The 17,735-nt window shown below is 43.8% G+C and carries 12 protein-coding genes and 1 CRISPR repeat array; all 12 genes read left to right on the top strand.

Translation table 11 applies throughout. From position 1 onward, the window contains the following. The first annotated feature begins 215 nt into the window (after nt 1-215). The 12 genes from hflK to cas3 all read left to right on the top strand — a co-directional run bounded on the left by hflK (nt 216) and on the right by cas3 (nt 17,718). On the top strand, nt 216-1,337 hold the full coding sequence (hflK, locus tag H8S80_RS20545; protein ID WP_117630911.1) for an FtsH protease activity modulator HflK: 1,122 nt from the start codon (nt 216-218) through the stop codon (nt 1,335-1,337). After that, the gene (hflC, locus tag H8S80_RS20540) at nt 1,334-2,206 is read left to right on the top strand and encodes a protease modulator HflC (protein WP_117630910.1); all 873 of its coding nucleotides are present in this window, start codon (nt 1,334-1,336) and stop codon (nt 2,204-2,206) included. The genes hflK and hflC overlap by 4 nt, the downstream gene beginning before the upstream one ends. Nucleotides 2,207-2,240: 34 nt before the next feature. Further along, on the top strand, nt 2,241-3,098 hold the full coding sequence (gene metF, locus H8S80_RS20535; protein WP_025531121.1) for a methylenetetrahydrofolate reductase [NAD(P)H]: 858 nt from the start codon (nt 2,241-2,243) through the stop codon (nt 3,096-3,098). 41 nt (nt 3,099-3,139) lie between these two features. Then, entirely contained in the window at nt 3,140-3,784 is a 645-nt protein-coding gene (locus H8S80_RS20530; RefSeq protein ID WP_117630989.1) for a vitamin B12 dependent-methionine synthase activation domain-containing protein, read from the top strand. 5 nt (nt 3,785-3,789) lie between these two features. Further along, nucleotides 3,790-6,219 carry a homocysteine S-methyltransferase family protein gene (locus H8S80_RS20525; protein WP_117630909.1) on the top strand — a complete coding sequence of 810 codons (2,430 nt, stop codon included), beginning with the start codon at nt 3,790-3,792 and terminating at the stop codon, nt 6,217-6,219. 279 nt (nt 6,220-6,498) lie between these two features. Then, entirely contained in the window at nt 6,499-7,380 is an 882-nt protein-coding gene (locus H8S80_RS20520; protein WP_034562084.1) for a DUF6602 domain-containing protein, read from the top strand. 11 nt (nt 7,381-7,391) lie between these two features. After that, the gene (locus H8S80_RS20515) at nt 7,392-9,440 is read left to right on the top strand and encodes a Cas10/Cmr2 second palm domain-containing protein (protein ID WP_117621560.1); all 2,049 of its coding nucleotides are present in this window, start codon (nt 7,392-7,394) and stop codon (nt 9,438-9,440) included. Beyond that, on the top strand, nt 9,388-10,086 hold the full coding sequence (locus H8S80_RS20510; RefSeq protein ID WP_025531119.1) for an RAMP superfamily CRISPR-associated protein: 699 nt from the start codon (nt 9,388-9,390) through the stop codon (nt 10,084-10,086). The genes H8S80_RS20515 and H8S80_RS20510 overlap by 53 nt, the downstream gene beginning before the upstream one ends. Before the next feature lie 14 nt (nt 10,087-10,100). Beyond that, nucleotides 10,101-11,090 (top strand): hypothetical protein, encoded by a 990-nt coding sequence (locus H8S80_RS20505; protein ID WP_117630908.1) that lies wholly within the window; start codon nt 10,101-10,103, stop codon nt 11,088-11,090. Beyond that, entirely contained in the window at nt 11,071-11,880 is an 810-nt protein-coding gene (locus H8S80_RS20500; protein WP_025532490.1) for a hypothetical protein, read from the top strand. The genes H8S80_RS20505 and H8S80_RS20500 overlap by 20 nt, the downstream gene beginning before the upstream one ends. Beyond that, on the top strand, nt 11,873-12,763 hold the full coding sequence (cas6, locus tag H8S80_RS20495; protein ID WP_117630907.1) for a CRISPR system precrRNA processing endoribonuclease RAMP protein Cas6: 891 nt from the start codon (nt 11,873-11,875) through the stop codon (nt 12,761-12,763). Before H8S80_RS20500 ends, cas6 begins: the two co-directional genes overlap by 8 nt. A 194-nt stretch (nt 12,764-12,957) precedes the next feature. After that, nucleotides 12,958-15,438: a CRISPR direct-repeat array (repeat unit 32 nt; unit sequence GTCACCACTGATGCAGTGGTGTGGATTGAAAT). A 138-nt stretch (nt 15,439-15,576) separates the two neighbouring features. Next, on the top strand, nt 15,577-17,718 hold the full coding sequence (cas3, locus tag H8S80_RS20490) for a CRISPR-associated helicase Cas3' (protein ID WP_117630906.1): 2,142 nt from the start codon (nt 15,577-15,579) through the stop codon (nt 17,716-17,718). Nucleotides 17,719-17,735 lie beyond the last annotated feature (17 nt).

Below are 17,735 nucleotides of genomic sequence, written 5' to 3'. Positions count from 1 at the left end.
GCGTCAGAACGATAAAGGAACCTTTATCCGCATACTTATGAAATGTGCAAGACTTTTATTGATAACCAGATGGCTGTCAGTAAAGGTCTTTTTTTATTACATAGGAAAGCTTGCTTTATGGGACTTCATAGTCTGCATAAAGGAAACGCGGCCGCGTTTTCCGTGCCCTTTACGAGAGAAACCAGAAAAACGACAGAAAGAAAGGCGGAGAAAATATGGAAACATTTGATCCCAGCAAGAAACCAAAGTTGAATAAGATAACAGGTCTGCTCAAGAAATCAGGAGTGATAGCGGTGTTGGTGATAGCGATTCCTGTCATAGGGATTGGCTCTGTTTATAACATTCAGGAACAGGAGCAGGCGGTGCTGACAACCCTCGGATCGGCTAAGACGGTTGCGGAGCCCGGGCTGCATTTTAAGATTCCGTTTATTCAGCGGGTACAGAAGGTGAATACCACCATACAGGGTGTGGCGATCGGTTACGATCCTTCGGATAACCAGTCGGAGGAAGCGGACTCTCTGATGATTACCAGTGATTACAATTTTGTAAATGTGGACTTCTTCGTGGAGTATAAGGTGGTGGATCCGGTGAAGGCCGTGTATGCGTCTCAGGACCCCTTCACCATTTTGCAGAATATCAGCAGAAGCTGTATCCGTACCGTCATCGGAAGCTACGATGTGGATTCGGTGCTGACGACCGGGAAAAATGAGATACAGTCCAGGGTGAAAGAGATGGTTATGAATAAGCTGGAACAGCATGACGTGGGACTTTCCGTGGTGAACGTCACGATCCAGGATTCCGAACCGCCGACAGCGGAGGTGATGGAGGCGTTTAAGGCCGTGGAGACCGCCAAACAGGGCAAGGAAACGGCGATCAACAATGCAAACAAGTACCGTAATGAAAAGCTTCCGGAGGCTACGGCACAGACGGATAAGATTCTGCAGGAGGCAGAGTCTTCAAAGGTGCAGCGAGTCAACGAGGCTAACGCGGAGGTGGCGAAGTTCAATGCCATGTACGAGGAATACAGCAAAAATCCGGAAGTGACAAGAAAGCGTATGTTCTATGAGGCTATGGAGGACGTGCTGCCGGGAATGAAGGTGATCATCGACGGTACCGGCAAGACGGATACGATCCTGCCCTTAGACAGCTTTACAGGCGCAGCGGGAGCTGCAGCGTCCCAGGATGCAGGAAATAACGCGACGGGACAGAATTCGCTGGGAAACAGTTCAGGAGAGCGTACAGGAAATGATGGAAAAAGCGGCATGAAGCAGAGCGGATCGGGAACTCAGAGCACAGGAAGTCTGACGGATCATGGGGCAGAGGAGGCAGCAGAATGAAAAAAACATTGAAAAAAGTGACTGGAACTATTGCAGGACTGGCCGTCATTATAGTATTATTAGGTTCAGTTGTAGTAACAAATGAAAATGAGTATAAGCTGATCCGGCAGTTCGGCCGGGTGGAGCGGATCATCGATACCGCGGGAGTTACACTGAAGCTTCCATTTATTCAGACAGCGGACACGCTGCCGAAGCAGATCCTCTTGTACGATCTGGCGGCGTCTGACGTGATTACCATGGATAAGAAGACCATGTTAAGCGACAGCTATGTGCTGTGGCGCATTACGGATCCCCTCAAGTTTGCGCAGACGCTGAATTCTTCCGTAGCGAACGCGGAGGGGAGAATCGATACCGTGGTTTATAACTCCGTTAAAAATGTGATCAGCAGCATGAGCCAGAATGAGGTAATCAGCGGCCGGGCTGGAGAACTGTCCCAGGCCATTATGACAAACGTCGGCGACAGCATGGCTGAATACGGAATCCAGCTTCTGGCCGTAGAGACAAAGCGGCTGGACCTGCCTGCCGATAATAAGGCGGCGGTTTATGAGCGTATGATTTCAGAGCGCGACAAGATCGCGGCGACCTATACCGCAGAAGGCCAGGCTGAGGCTCAGAAGATCAGAAATACAACAGACCGCGAAATCGCCATCAGCATTTCCGATGCGAAAGCACAGGCGGCGGCCATTACGGCGGATGGTGAGGCCGAGTACATGAGAATTATGGCGGAGGCGTACCGCGATCCGCAGAAGGCTGATTTTTATTCCTACACCAGGTCGCTGGAAGCGGCGCGGGCTTCTCTAAAGGGAGACAGCAATACGCTGATTCTGCCCGCAGATTCGCCGATCGCCCGGATTTTTATGGGGCAGTAAGGGCGGATATTACGAAAGACAGGAGATTTACGATATGAAGATCAAAGACATACTGGGGCAGGGAAAGCCCACGTTATCCTTCGAGGTGTTTCCTCCGAAGACGGAAGATAAGTACGAGTCCGTAGAAAAGGCGGCGGCTGAGATTGCAAAGCTGAATCCGGCCTTTATGAGTGTGACGTACGGAGCAGGAGGCGGTACGAGCCAGTATACGGTGGACATCGCCTCCACCCTGCATCATGAGTACCAGGTGACGGCGCTGGCCCACCTTACGTGTGTCTCCTCCACAAGAGAAAAGGTGCACGAGGTGCTGGAAGAGTTAAAGGCCGCGGGAATTGAGAATGTCCTTGCTCTGCGCGGTGATATCCCGAAGGAAGGGCCAGTGGCATCGGATTACCGTTTTGCCTCGGAGCTGATCCGGGAGATCAAGGCCTGCGGCGATTTCTGCATTGGAGCGGCCTGTTATCCGGAGGGCCATGTGGAATCGGTCAGCAAAACCATCGATATGGACTATCTGAAGCAGAAGGTGGAAGCCGGATGTGACTTTGTGACTACCCAGATGTTCTTTGACAATAATATTTTATATAATTATCTGTACCGGATCCGGGAGAAAGGGATTACGGTGCCTGTCGTGGCGGGAATTATGCCAGTGACGAATGTAAAGCAGATCATCCGCAGCTGCCAGCTCTCAGGAACGTATTTGCCGTCACGGTTTAAAGCGATTGTGGACCGGTTCGGAGATAATCCGGCGGCCATGAAACAGGCGGGGATCGCCTATGCCACGGAGCAGATTATCGATCTCATTGCCAATGGAGTGGACGCGATTCACGTGTATTCCATGAATAAGCCGGATGTGGCGGCAAAAATAAAGGAGAACCTGTCGGAAATTCTGTAATGGATTTAAAGCGGGTCCTGGTGAGAAGTGGAGTGATATGCATGGAAATTAACCGGAGAGAGATTCGAAGGTATCTGGGATATGGCAGACAGGAAGCGGATGAAAAGGTTTCGAAGCTGATTGAAGAATGTGTGGAGGAGCTGGAGGCCGCAGCGTCGCCGAAAAGCATATACAGAGTATACCCTTTCGTGCCTTTGCCGGAGGAAGAGCTGGATTTTACGGTGTTTCGGACGAAGAGCCGGAGTCTCAGCCGTAATCTGAAGGACTGCGAACAGGTCATTTTATTTGCCGCTACCCTTGGAACAGAGGCAGATTCCCTGATCCGTAAGTATACAAAGCTCCAGATGAGCAAGGCAGTGACCATGCAGGCCGCAGCCACCGCCATGATTGAATCGTACTGTGACGAGGTGAATACGGCACTGAAAGAGTCCTTTGAGAAAAAAGGGCTCTATCTGCGGCCCAGGTTCAGCCCCGGATACGGAGATTTTCCCCTGGAATGCCAGAGGGATATCACCTCCGTTTTAGAGTCGGCCAAGAGGATCGGAATTATGCTTACAGACAGCCTTTTGATGACTCCTTCCAAATCCGTGACCGCGGTGATGGGAGTGAGCCCGAAGCCTCACCGCTGTGAGGTGAGGGGCTGTGAATTATGTTCGAAAACAGACTGCGCGTACAGGAGAGGATAAGGGATATGACAGAGTTAATGGAAGAAATCAGGAAGAGAATCGTATTTTTCGACGGCGGCACGGGAAGCCTTCTGCAGGCAAATGGACTGAAGCCCGGAGAACTGCCGGAGACGTGGAATATCCTTCATCCGGAGATTGTGACAAAGCTGCATTACGATTATCTGGAGGCGGGAGCCGACATCATCAAGACGAATACCTTTGGAGCCAACGGGCTGAAATTTAACGATTCCAGTGAATATGGGCTGGACGGGATTGTGACAGCAGCCATGGAAAATGCGAAGAATGCTGTCGGGAAAGCCGGAAAAAAGGGCTTTATCGCTCTTGATATCGGACCTACGGGAAAGCTTTTGAAGCCGCTTGGTGATTTGGGGTTCGAGGAGGCGTACGGGCTGTTCTCTGACGTCGTTAAAATCGGTGCGCGCGAGGGCGCTGATCTTGTTTTGATAGAAACTATGAGCGACAGCTATGAGGTAAAGGCGGCAGTTCTGGCTGCTAAGGAAAACTGTGATCTTCCTGTCTTCGCTACGATGATTTTTGACAGCAGGGGCAAGCTTCTAACGGGAGGAACCGTGGAATCCACAGTGGCGCTGCTGGAGGGCCTGGGCGTGGACGCTCTGGGAATCAACTGTGGTCTGGGTCCGGTTCAGATGAAGGGAATCCTGGCGGATATCATGAAGGCGGCCTCAGTTCCGGTCATTGTAAATCCAAACGCCGGACTTCCGAGGAGCGAAGGCGGAAAGACGGTCTATGATATCGATGCGGATGAGTTTGCCAGGACCATGAGAGAGATCGTGGAGATGGGAGCCTGTGTCGTGGGCGGCTGCTGCGGAACAACTCCGGAGCATATAAAAAAGACCATTGAACTCTGTAAGGACCATCCGGCCCGCATGCCGGAGAAAAAGGACTATACCGTAATTTCTTCCTATGCGCAGGCGGTCGTTATCGATCAGAATCCCGTGCTTATCGGCGAACGCATCAATCCGACGGGAAAATCGAAGTTTAAACAGGCGCTCCGGGACCACAATCTGGAGTATATTCTGCGCGAGGGTGTCACTCAGCAGGATAACGGAGCACACGTGCTGGATGTGAATGTGGGCCTGCCAGAGATCGATGAGGCGGCGATGATGGAGGAAGTGGTGAGGGAGCTGCAGAGCATCATCGATCTTCCTCTCCAGATCGATACCTCCAATATCCAGGCCATGGAGCGGGCGCTGCGTGCCTACAACGGCAAGCCGTTACTTAACTCCGTCAATGGAAAGCAGGAAGTGATGGAGGAGGTATTTCCTCTGGTGAAGCGGTATGGCGGCGTTGTGGTTGCGCTGGCGCTTGACGAAGACGGAATTCCAGAGACTGCCGACGGGCGTCTGAGAGTGGCGGAAAAGATCTATGCGAAGGCGGCAGAATATGGGATTGAGAAAAAAGATATCATCATCGATGCACTCTGCATGACGGTCAGCTCAGACAGCAAAGGGGCGATTACTACACTGGAAACAGTCAGAAGGGTGCGGGATGAACTGGGAGGAAAGACGATCCTGGGTGTCTCCAATATTTCCTTCGGCCTTCCCCAGCGTGAGATTGTCAATGCGGCATTTTTCACCATGGCGCTGCAGAATGGGCTGAATGCAGCGATTATCAACCCGAATTCCGAGGCCATGATGCGTTCCTATTACAGCTTCCGGGTGCTTGCTGATTTAGACCCCCAGTGCAGCGAATATATCAGCGTCTACAGCGGTCAGGTGGCCACACTGGGCCAGACCGTGCGTCAGGGCGGCGGTTCCGGTAAATCGGATGGAAGTGGAACGGCGATGTCTGCCTCTCTTGCAGAGAGCATTGAGAGAGGATTGAAGGAGAGTGCACATCAGGCAGTTACGGAGCTCTTAAAGACGTTAGAGCCTCTTGTTATCATAAATGAGGAGATGATTCCGGCTTTAGACCGTGTCGGAAAAGGTTTTGAGAAGGGCACGGTTTTCCTCCCCCAGCTTTTGATGAGTGCGGAAGCGGCTAAAGCAGCTTTTGAAGTCATTAAGGAGCAGCTGGCGAAGTCAGGCAAGGAAGAGGAAAAGAAGGGGAAGATCATTCTGGCGACAGTCAAGGGCGATATTCATGACATTGGAAAGAACATTGTCAAGGTGCTTCTGGAGAACTATGGCTATGATGTCATTGATTTAGGTAAGGACGTGCCTCCGGAGCTGGTGGTGGAGACCGCCGTAGAGCAGGAAGTGAAGCTGGTAGGACTCAGCGCACTGATGACGACTACGGTTCCGAGCATGGAAGAGACCATAAGGCAGCTGCAGAAAGCGGCGCCCGAAACAAAGGTGATGGTGGGAGGCGCCGTACTGACGGAGGATTATGCAAAGACGATCGGGGCAGACCGGTATTGCAGGGATGCGATGGCTTCGGTGAATTATGCGGAGAGTTTGTTTTCGGTTGAATGAATGGTTGACGGTAGTGGAGTGTGTTTTTAACAGCAAAAAAGAACAATTGTTTTTTTATAACAGTTGTTCTTTTTTGTTACTGCTAATATTATAATTTCAATCCTCGATTCTCTATTTTAATAGAAAAATCGCCATATATTAGTTTATCATAAAAGTCGGAAGAAAACAAAGTTTCTATAAAATAAGTAGTAAATATATAAAAATATATACTTGTAAAATATTACTATTAGTATTATAATTAAATTATGAAAAATATACAAATGATGAAGGGAGAATATCATGGATGAAAAAGAAAGTGACAATAGAAAGTTAAAAGTTGTAGAAAATATTAGAGAAAATTATCAGTCACTTGAAGGGATGATTTCAAAACAACTTTTTATGGGAAATGAATTGCACGGCCCTACGACAGGATCTTTTCGAGAAGAAATTTGGGCAGGGTTATTTGGACAGATTTTGCCTAAGAAGTTTGTAATTGAGCAATCCGCTTTTATTATTGATTCTGAAGAGGGAATATCCAAAGAAATAGATTTGGTAATTATGGATGAAATGTATACACCGTACATATTTCGATACGGAAAATTGAAGTTTATACCTATTGAAGCGGTTGCGGCAGTAGTTGAATGTAAAAGCCAAAGCATAGATGAACGTTCAGTCAAAGAGTGGGGAGCTGAAATAAAAAAATTGCGCACTGCAAAAGAATCCGTTGCCCGTTTAGCTAATATGATTACAAAGGGTCCTACAGGTACCCAGTTGTCAACGAGACCCATTAGAATATTGTGTGCTTTGGATCAGAATATTTCGGCTGAGATAAAAGAAATTTTTGATTTTGTTTTGCTGGCTGCAAATAAAAATTTAGAAAAAACATACATAAAGGTGCTTTCCAATACAGCGTTTAGCAATTTGTATGAATGGTTTAAAGCATTGAATTTTTATGAAGTTAATGAAGCGGATATGGAGGAACATATAGATAAAAGCAGAAGTAGAATTGACAAAGCTGAGCTGGAAAAAATAAAGATGGATGAGTATCAGGTACTGGATAAAGAAAGCAGGCCAATATCACTTATGACTTTCAATTTTCAGTTGAATCAGCTTTTAATGTTGATTAATAACCCTATGCTTTTTCCCCATCGCGCATATGTAAAATTATTTAGTAAAGATTAGGGAGGAAAACAATGGCAGTTCGAATTGTTACACTATCCATAGACAAGGTTCAAACATTTTTGTTTGATACAATTAGCGAACATACGCAAAAGAGTCAAATGAACAGCGGCACGTTGCAAAATATTATATCTTCTTCGAGAATCATATCTGAAGATTTATTTCGGATGATTGGAGTAGAAGGAAATGATGGATTCTTTTCAGGTATGGTGAAGGAGATACTATTAAAGTGTTCCGGTGTCTGTATTTTTTCGACGGATCTAGAGGAAAGACAAATAAAAGAATCTTTGAGAAAAATCTTTGAGTTCTATTATAGGGAATATGACGGTAAACTTTTTATAAAATATTTGTGCTTTGAAACTGAAGTGGCATCTGATACTGATAAATTGCAGGTGATTAGAAAGTGTAAGAAACGGTTAAAAAGTAAGAGTTGTCTGAATGAAGTAATAAGAGAAAATCGGCAAATAATCTTTGAACCTCAATACAGTGCAGATAAGAGAGTATGGACTGATGAAAAAAAATATCCGATGTTTGAAGAAACTATCAACAAACTTTATTCCAAAGTACTGACAGATAATGAACGTTATTTTCGTATTGCTGTTATCAAAGCGGACCTGGACGGAATGGGGCAATTATTTGAAGGAATAAACAGTTTTGAGCAGTATAAAAGAATCAGCGAAATCCTTTCCAAGTATATATGTTTGGATTCTTTAGCAGCGACAACAGAAGCATTTAAGAAAACAGATGATGATTTTAAATTATATCCGCTTTATATTGCTGGAGATGATATTTTATTTGCGGTGCCAGCCTCTTATATCGTTACCGGTGTTAATTTGTGTAAAGTCATCTTGAGAGAAATAAATGATGAATTAGAAATAGAGGCAGATTATGAGGAAAAATTTACAATATCAATGAGCATTGGAATTGAGTTCACTATCAATAGAGAACCGATTCGATATTATTATGAACGTGTACAGAGGCAGTTGGAGTGTGCGAAAATAACAGATTCTGAAGGCTTGAAAAGCATGCAGCCGCATATTCGGATCTGTATGAATCAATACGTGTTTTTTGATTGTATTGACAAAGATGCTAAACCACAGTCGTGGTCTCACTTTATTCATGATCTTAAAATTCTAAAAAGTGCGGAGTCAGAAGGATTTAAAGTTCATCACTTTATGTATGGATTATTAAGTAAAATCACAGATCCAGCTGTAAGAGAACATAAACTGAAATACAGCAATGCAGTTTTTTATCATTTGATACCGTCTTACTTTGAAAGTAAGTCAAAATTGGGGGAGGGTGAGTTATTACTCATTGATCTGTTGCTTAAGCAGGTGGTAGAAAAAAAAGGGAGAAGTTCGGTTATAAAATTTTATGATAAAGATGGCAGAGTAAAAGAAAAATTCGAACAGTATATAAGATTACTGCTACTTTTTTCTGACGAACGTTTTCATCTGACGGATCATATCCCTGATTACGATGTGAGCAACTTTGACATTCAAAAAAAGAATATTAGAACAAATGTATTTAACAGAGTATTACGATATCTGTATCAGGAGAGTCTTTTCAATTCTGTAACAAGTGGGGCGGTTGATTCTGATCAAATCAAAAAAATGCGGGATTTATTTGTGATTGATACGAAATATAAGAATCAATCAGGAAAAGATGTACAAGTATATCAGACATTGCGTTTATCGAAATCATTGCTTCATCAGATGAAAAGTTTAGGAGCAGATCCAGATTTGGATGCAAAATTGATTCAGTTAAATGTTTTAAAAACTAAGGAAAAATATGAGGTGTCAGTGGAGACACGTAAGGCTGGCTGCAAGCCGCCTCCATCGTTATATTTTGATGAAAAGCGTTTTTTAGATATAGCAAAATCAACAAATTTGTGGAAAGAAGATTATATTGATACGCTGTTGATTTTTAATGCTCTTAATGATCAATTAATAAAGTACAAGATTCTATATCCTACAACAAAAAATAAAAAGGACGGAGGAGTAACAAAGCATGGAAAGAATAGATATAAGAATAACGACAAAAACAAACCTGTTTATCGGTGATACACCATCGACGTTTGAGATTGGAGGTATCGATGCGGCAACAAAGATAAATTATCAGGGGTTACCGGTAATTCCAGCATCTTCTTTTAAAGGAGTTTTAAAAAGAATTATACGTGATATGGCAGCGGCTGATAATCAGCAGGCTAAAAAAATAGAAGATGCATATAGAGCGTATTTGAATAAGCTATGGCAGGAAAATGATAAGCGTATTAAAAAAATGAGTGAGAATGTGGAAGAAGAACGATTGAACAGAATGGCTGAACGTTTTAGGGTGGTGATAGAAAAGGCTTCTGTCGAATATATTTTTGGTATTATGGGATTTAATGATACACCAAAATTAATTTTCGGTGATTTTCTTCCAGCAGAAAGGGAGGCACAGGAAAACTATTTTTCTATAGATTCTAAAAATGCTATTATGGATTCTGCAGTAGATAATGGCTTAAGATCTCTTCCGCGTGTTTATAAAACCGTCAGACCAGAGATTGCTTTCTGCGGAAATATTTTGCTGTATCGCATGGAACTCCTGGAAATGGATGGCATTGAAGAATTTATTAAAAGTGCGGTATTAGAATTTAACGATGGGATATATCGGTTGGGCAATTCAGGAAGTCGTGGTTATGGAAGGATAGAGACGGAGATCGTTTAGGGGGAATATAAAGTATGGCAGATATAGAAGTATATAGAGTGAAGATGGATTTATCAGGGGAACTTACTCAGATTCCAGATTCGCAGAAGCTTTTTGGTGCTTTGATTTATATGTATGCGGAATATACAAATGATGATACAGCTTCTGGCTTCGTTTCAAAAATAAAGGAAAAAAAGATTTATTTTGCGCTGTCTGATTTGCTTCCAGACAATTATTTGCCAATTCCTCAGACATTTTTGTTGGATGAACTGGCGATAAGCAGGGGAAGATTAGATAAAAAAGTATACAAAGCAATGAAAAAACGGCGTTATATCGAAAAAGAACATTTTATGAATCTGGTCCAGAAAAGAGAAGAGGTAGAAAATGCATATCCATATATAGCGATCCAGGATTCCCAGCAGATACATGCGTCTATAGACAGTCTGAGCTATGGATTAGCAGGTTTAGACCCCAATGTATATTCGGTTCCGCAGATCAGAGCTGTGAAGATTGAGAAAGCTGGGGAGGAATCAGGGAGTCTGGTAAAGAATTATGAATTTTATCTGGCTATAGAAAAATGTAAAGAGGCATCAGATTTTCTTCGGATTTTACAATTAGCACGACAAAATAAGAGACCTTTTTTTCTGGGGCCACGCGCGTCACAGGGGATGAATATATTTTATATGGGAGAAGTGTTTTTTCAGTCCCGATTCTACCAGCATAATGTTAAACGTTATTTGAATTTAGGGATGTTATTGCCGGACAAAATTGATTATGGAGAATCCAGTTTACATCTGTTTACATCGGAACGGCGTCCTTATAACGAAAAAGAAGGCTGGGATAATTCTTATAAAAGAAAATTCATCAGCTTCATTCAGGCTGGCAGTGTTATTTGTGTAAGAGAAACCATTCGTGAGGTGGGACGGTCCATTTGTAATTCTGAAGACGATAAAACAATAATTTTTGGAAATTCATTTTTGTATCCGATGGAAGGAGATGCAAGTGATGCATACGAAAAATATTGAGAAATACTGCTGTCGAATAACAACATATTCAACAGTTGCCCTTTCCCCAAGAGGTCAGGCTGGGTATTACGAAGGGATCCATTTTAATCAGGCTGATATTAATAAAGAGGGGGAAGAAAGAAAAATCAGTATCATCTATCCGTTCTACCAGTATGGATGCTATAAGGAGTATAGCCCCGAGCATACACAGTATTATATACCAGGCTCTTCCATAAAAGGTGCTATTGGCTCAAGTGATCTGGGAATAGATGATATGCCAGTGAAGTATAAGGATATCAAATTGAGAAAGCTTTATAAAGTGCAATATGCTTCGGAGACGGGAGAAGCTGCAGAAAATAAGAAGAAGGTTAAATTCGATGAGTTTTTTAAGCAACTGGAAATCGAAATGTTGAATCGTGATGTATCTTTATCTGGTGACGCTTTTTGCAAGGGGGATCCTGAGCTTGTTTTATCGAAGGCTAAGTCGAATACAGAACAAAAATTATTACAGCTTGATAAGAGGCTGAAAGAAATTATTGAAAATGACATTATAGGTACGGAGGGCGACGATACAACTAATACAAAAGGTGTATTATTAGAGGTAAGGGGAAAGATAAAAGAAATGATGTACCAATCTCAAAACTTAGGAAAAAACTCTGCTTTTATATTTTTGGGTGGTTATAAAGGGCTTTTATTATCAAAGGTTTACGGGGATGCGGATCCATTAAATGGAGGTATCTATATTGATCGAGAAAATAATTTACCGCATGGTCTTGTAAAAATTTCATTAGAACGGAGAAGCGATGACTGATCGTCATAAGACTCATTTTTCGCTTATCTATCTGCCTCTTTTGATCCAGCTAAAATGCCATGAAACAGCTTCGCTGCCAGATTATATGGGGTCAACACTTCATGGAATTATGGGGTGGGCGTTACTGCCTCATAAGGATGTATATCAGTATTTATTTGAGAATCGTAGTTTTGGAGGAGCGAAGCAGGATATTATAAATCCTTATATTATTGAACCGCCGGGCTTCCATGGAGTATATAAGGCTGGAGAAGAACTGCGTTTCCAATTTATATTGTTGGGAGATGCCGTGCAGTATTGTGAACCGGTGATAAAAATTCTGGCAGAAACCCGATGGTTTAAGATGGGGGCAGAGAGAAAACTTTTTGAATTGACAGAGATACGACAGGGACAGACCCTTCAACTGATCTGGAAGAACGGTGGGGTGGAATGGAAAAATGCAGTAAGCCAATTAGTGCCAGATACAGCTCAGAAAAATAGTACGTATGGTTCAATCCATTTCCTGACACCATTGAGAATACGACGTAAAGGCAGCTTATTATTAACCGTTGATTTTCCAACAATTATTAGAAACATAACGAGAAGGATGAGCGATTTAACAGAGCGATATGGGGGGTATGTGGATTTTGCGGAAATCGAAACATTGCAGTACCTCTCCGAAATGGTGCAGGAAGTATCGTCTGGAGTATATTTAAATAATATAGACAGATATTCAACCAGAAGAAATATGAAAATGGATTTAAGCGGATTAATGGGAGCTATGACGTTCCAAGGAGAGTTATCAGTATTCACTCCATGGCTGAATGCGGCCTCTGTCTTACATATAGGCAGAAATGTTACATTTGGATGCGGAAAAATTGATGTGGTGTTTGGAAATATAGAATAATCTAAAAAAACTAATAAATTATCGGGTGCGAACGTCAAGTGATCGTGAAAATGCCTGGAGGTTCGCACCTGAAAATGAAGAAATCGGAGATGAAATTTAATTGTTTTATTAGAAATAAAGTGTTAAAATAGAAATATAGACAATTTTTGGTTAGTTTGTGATAGATTGTGTTGCTGAAATTGTGCAGATTTGCTGTCACCACTGATGCAGTGGTGTGGATTGAAATTCCCCGGTTCTCAAGTTAATTGACAACGCGGAGAGTCACCACTGATGCAGTGGTGTGGATTGAAATATCGAATTTGCCAGCATTTTTATCGAGGAAACCTCGTCACCACTGATGCAGTGGTGTGGATTGAAATTCGTCCTGTTCATCGTTATGATCCCACAATCTTTTGTCACCACTGATGCAGTGGTGTGGATTGAAATAATTCGGCGGTGCCGGTCCCGCGTTGTAGGTCTTGTCACCACTGATGCAGTGGTGTGGATTGAAATTAATGAGTTTTTTGCCTCTTCGAGCCCGTCGCTGTCACCACTGATGCAGTGGTGTGGATTGAAATGCTAAAACAAAGTTTTCCTCGGTGATTTCTGCCGGTCACCACTGATGCAGTGGTGTGGATTGAAATCAGAGTAAGCGGTACGAAAAAAGGAGTAGTTGGGTCACCACTGATGCAGTGGTGTGGATTGAAATTTCTGGCACCCGGATTATGACGAGGAGGATTCTTGTCACCACTGATGCAGTGGTGTGGATTGAAATCTTCTGGTTCCGGCGCTGAATCGCTCGGTCCCTCGTCACCACTGATGCAGTGGTGTGGATTGAAATTTCTTGAGCATATGGTAATTGGTGAGCAGCAACGTCACCACTGATGCAGTGGTGTGGATTGAAATTTGTTCCCCCGAGAGTATGGCCGCCCCTCTTTGGTCACCACTGATGCAGTGGTGTGGATTGAAATATTTACGAGAAAGTCATAATAAGGTTTTATTAAGTCACCACTGATGCAGTGGTGTGGATTGAAATAAGCCAGATGCCATGGCCTTGCGGGGCCGAAGCCAGGTCACCACTGATGCAGTGGTGTGGATTGAAATTTATTTACTTTTTTTGGAAGGGACTCCTTTTTGACCGTCACCACTGATGCAGTGGTGTGGATTGAAATCGGACTGGCAGTAAAACTGTCTGAAGACGCATCAGTGTCACCACTGATGCAGTGGTGTGGATTGAAATATAAAGTATCTTCCTTCATCATGAAAAAAGTATCAGTCACCACTGATGCAGTGGTGTGGATTGAAATCTCATGATCCTGCTCCTTTCAGTCGTGTGGCTCCGTCACCACTGATGCAGTGGTGTGGATTGAAATCTCCAACCGCCCAGCTTTTAGCTGTCGTAGCGCTTGTCACCACTGATGCAGTGGTGTGGATTGAAATGTTTGTGATCCTGCTGGCGGAGTAGGAACATAGGTCACCACTGATGCAGTGGTGTGGATTGAAATCGGAATATAATCGTCTTTTCCACACTTGCGTGGAAGTCACCACTGATGCAGTGGTGTGGATTGAAATTGGTCTGAACACTTTCTCGAATGGAAGAAAATCAGTCACCACTGATGCAGTGGTGTGGATTGAAATCGTCAAAGTAAAAACAACGGATCAGATGCCCCGTGGTCACCACTGATGCAGTGGTGTGGATTGAAATAGGAGATGGAGCAGAACGGAGATCCGGGCGATAAGTCACCACTGATGCAGTGGTGTGGATTGAAATCGGAACACTGTCACCGGCCTCGTCCGTCAGCCAGTCACCACTGATGCAGTGGTGTGGATTGAAATCTCCGGCAGCACCGGAAACATTAATATGCATGGTGTCACCACTGATGCAGTGGTGTGGATTGAAATTGAATATTGAGTACTTTGGTCTTTTCCCATGTATGGTCACCACTGATGCAGTGGTGTGGATTGAAATGTATTACAAAGTATCTGGCAGCGCGCTGTATATGTCACCACTGATGCAGTGGTGTGGATTGAAATACTTTAAGCAAAACTTTAAGCATTTTTTAATAATGGTCACCACTGATGCAGTGGTGTGGATTGAAATGCTTGTATATCTCTAAAGTTAGATACTTTCTTCTGTCACCACTGATGCAGTGGTGTGGATTGAAATAGCCTGGACAACTTCATAAGGGAAAAAGGTGGAAGTCACCACTGATGCAGTGGTGTGGATTGAAATTTCCAGTTTATCCGCTTCGCTGTCCACATCAGTGTCACCACTGATGCAGTGGTGTGGATTGAAATCTTCACCGTCTAAATCATTCACTGTCTCAATCCTGTCACCACTGATGCAGTGGTGTGGATTGAAATCCACAACGCCCAGCACCGCCCCAATAACACCGCAGTCACCACTGATGCAGTGGTGTGGATTGAAATTTTGCAGTCAGATCCTGATCCTCGATAATGTCCTCGTCACCACTGATGCAGTGGTGTGGATTGAAATAGGAGGTAGAGGCCGCGATTATTCAGCGGGGCGTCGTCACCACTGATGCAGTGGTGTGGATTGAAATTACGAATGCCGGGCGCATACCCGGCAGGATTACAAGTCACCACTGATGCAGTGGTGTGGATTGAAATCCGGATACCGCGCCATCTGAATGGGGAGATATCGTCACCACTGATGCAGTGGTGTGGATTGAAATTCTCATTGTTGACAATTTGAATCACCTTCCCTCGAGGCCACCACTGATTCAGTAGCACAAATATATATACTCTTAAATAAGACAGTAGATATAGTCATATATTCTGGCTGTCGTATCAGTGTAAAAAGGAGGTATTTCATGTTCCTTGCCCACATAAGCCAAGATCAAACTCGAGAGCAAACGATCGCTGCCCACTGTCATGGTACAGCACATCTTGCCGGTGATTTTGCATCTTCTTTCAAGTGTAAGGAATGGGGGTACGGTTGTGGCCTGATCCATGATATCGGAAAATATTCGGAAAAGTTTCAAGAACGTCTTCATGGAGGAAGCATCACGGACCATGCGACGGCAGGCGCCCAGGAATTATATAAAAGAAAAAATATCTATGCAGCCTACTGCATTTCCGGCCATCATTCGGGATTGCTGAATGGCGGGACTTGTGCCGATTGTGCAGGAGAAGCCACTTTTATGGGAAGGATGAAAAAGGGGCTGGAAGATTATCATGCTTACGAAGAAGAAATAGAAATTCCTGATTTTCCGGTCCCGCCCCTGCAGCCTTTGGGGGAATTCGGTTTTACTGCCTCGTTTTTCATTCGTATGCTGTTTTCATGTCTGGTAGATGCTGATTATCTAGATACGGAAGGTTTTATGTCTGAAAATCCGGTGCCTCGCGGAACGTATGATACAATGAGCAGTCTGTTCCAGCGTGTACAGGACTACATAATGCCCTGGCTTACGAATACCGACAGGAATACGGTTAACGGGAGACGAACGGAAATTTTAAAAGCGTGTTTGGAAAAGGGAAAGGAGCCGTCCGGACTCTTTCAATTGACGGTGCCTACTGGCGGAGGCAAGACCGTTTCTTCTCTGGCATTCGCGCTCCATCATGCCATCCGGCATGACAAGCAGCATGTCATTTATGTAATTCCTTATACGAGTATTATTGAGCAGAATGCGGCTATATTTAAGAATATTCTGGGGTACGAAAATGTTTTGGAGGATCATTGTAATGTGGTATTCGAGAGCGAGGAGGAATTGGGGCGGTCCCAACTGGCTGCGGAAAATTGGGACAAACCAGTGATCGTAACGACCAATGTTCAATTTTTTGAATCCCTGTTTTCAAATAAAACATCAAAATGCAGAAAACTCCATAATATTGCCAACAGCGTTATTATTTTTGATGAGGCGCAGATGCTTCCGGTGAGATACTTGCAGCCATGTATACGGGCAATTACCGAGCTGATTGTCAATTATCGCTGCAGCGCTGTGCTGTGCACCGCAACTCAGCCTTCTTTGCAAGCGTTTTTCCCGGGTACAATGAAATGCGAAGAAATATGCCCGGATGTAAAGGGGCAGTATGAGTTTTTTAGAAGAACCGACATTCAGGAAATAGGGAAAATATCGGAAGAACAGTTAGTCGCTTTATTAAAGCAGGAAACCCAGGTGCTGTGTATTTTAAACAGTAGACGGCAGGTACAGAAAGTTTACGAGGCGGTAAAGGAAGAGGGGACGTATCATTTGTCTACTCTGATGTATCCGGAGCATCGAAAGAGGCTGCTTCGGGAGATAAGGGATCGTCTGAAAGAGGGAAAAACGTGCAGGCTGATTGCTACCAGCCTTGTTGAAGCAGGAGTTGATTTTGATTTTCAAATGGTGTACAGGGAGCTGGCAGGAATTGATTCTGTTATACAAGCAGCCGGAAGATGTAATCGTGAAGGAAAAAGGAGGAAGGATGACTGCCATACTTTAGTATTTACCCTGGAGAAATCAGCGGATATCCATCTTCCGCCGGAATTAAAACAGCCCATTGTGGCTGCTGAACAGACTGCAGAAAAATATGAGGACATTGCGTCACTGGAGGCAATTCAAGGATATTTCAAACGTCTCTATTATTATAAAGGGGAAAAGGGGTTAGACGTAAAAGGGATTGTGGAGCAGCTGGAAAAGGGCGGCCGTTCCCTTTTATTTCCATTTGCAGATATTGCAGATGAGTTTTCATTAATTGAAGAGGGCAACACAAAGACGATTCTGATCGATCAGGAACTTAAGGCCCAGGAGATTGTACAGCGAATACGCTGGGGTGAACACTCCCGTCAGCTTGTCCGGGAAGCGGGACATTATAGCATTCATATATTTGAAAAAGATTTTGAAAATTTAAATGGCGCAGGTAAACTGGAGGCACTGGATTTAAAATTCTATCGTTTGAGAAACCCGGAGCAGTATACCAATGAAATGGGATTGATTTTGAATGCAGAAAGAGGGGAGGCGGTCTTTTTATAATTATTATAGAAAGATGA

The sequence above is a fragment of the Hungatella sp. L36 genome (assembly GCF_014288035.1).
The sequence above is the reverse complement of the archived record's forward strand: the minus strand, read 5'-3'. Positions and strand labels throughout refer to the sequence as shown.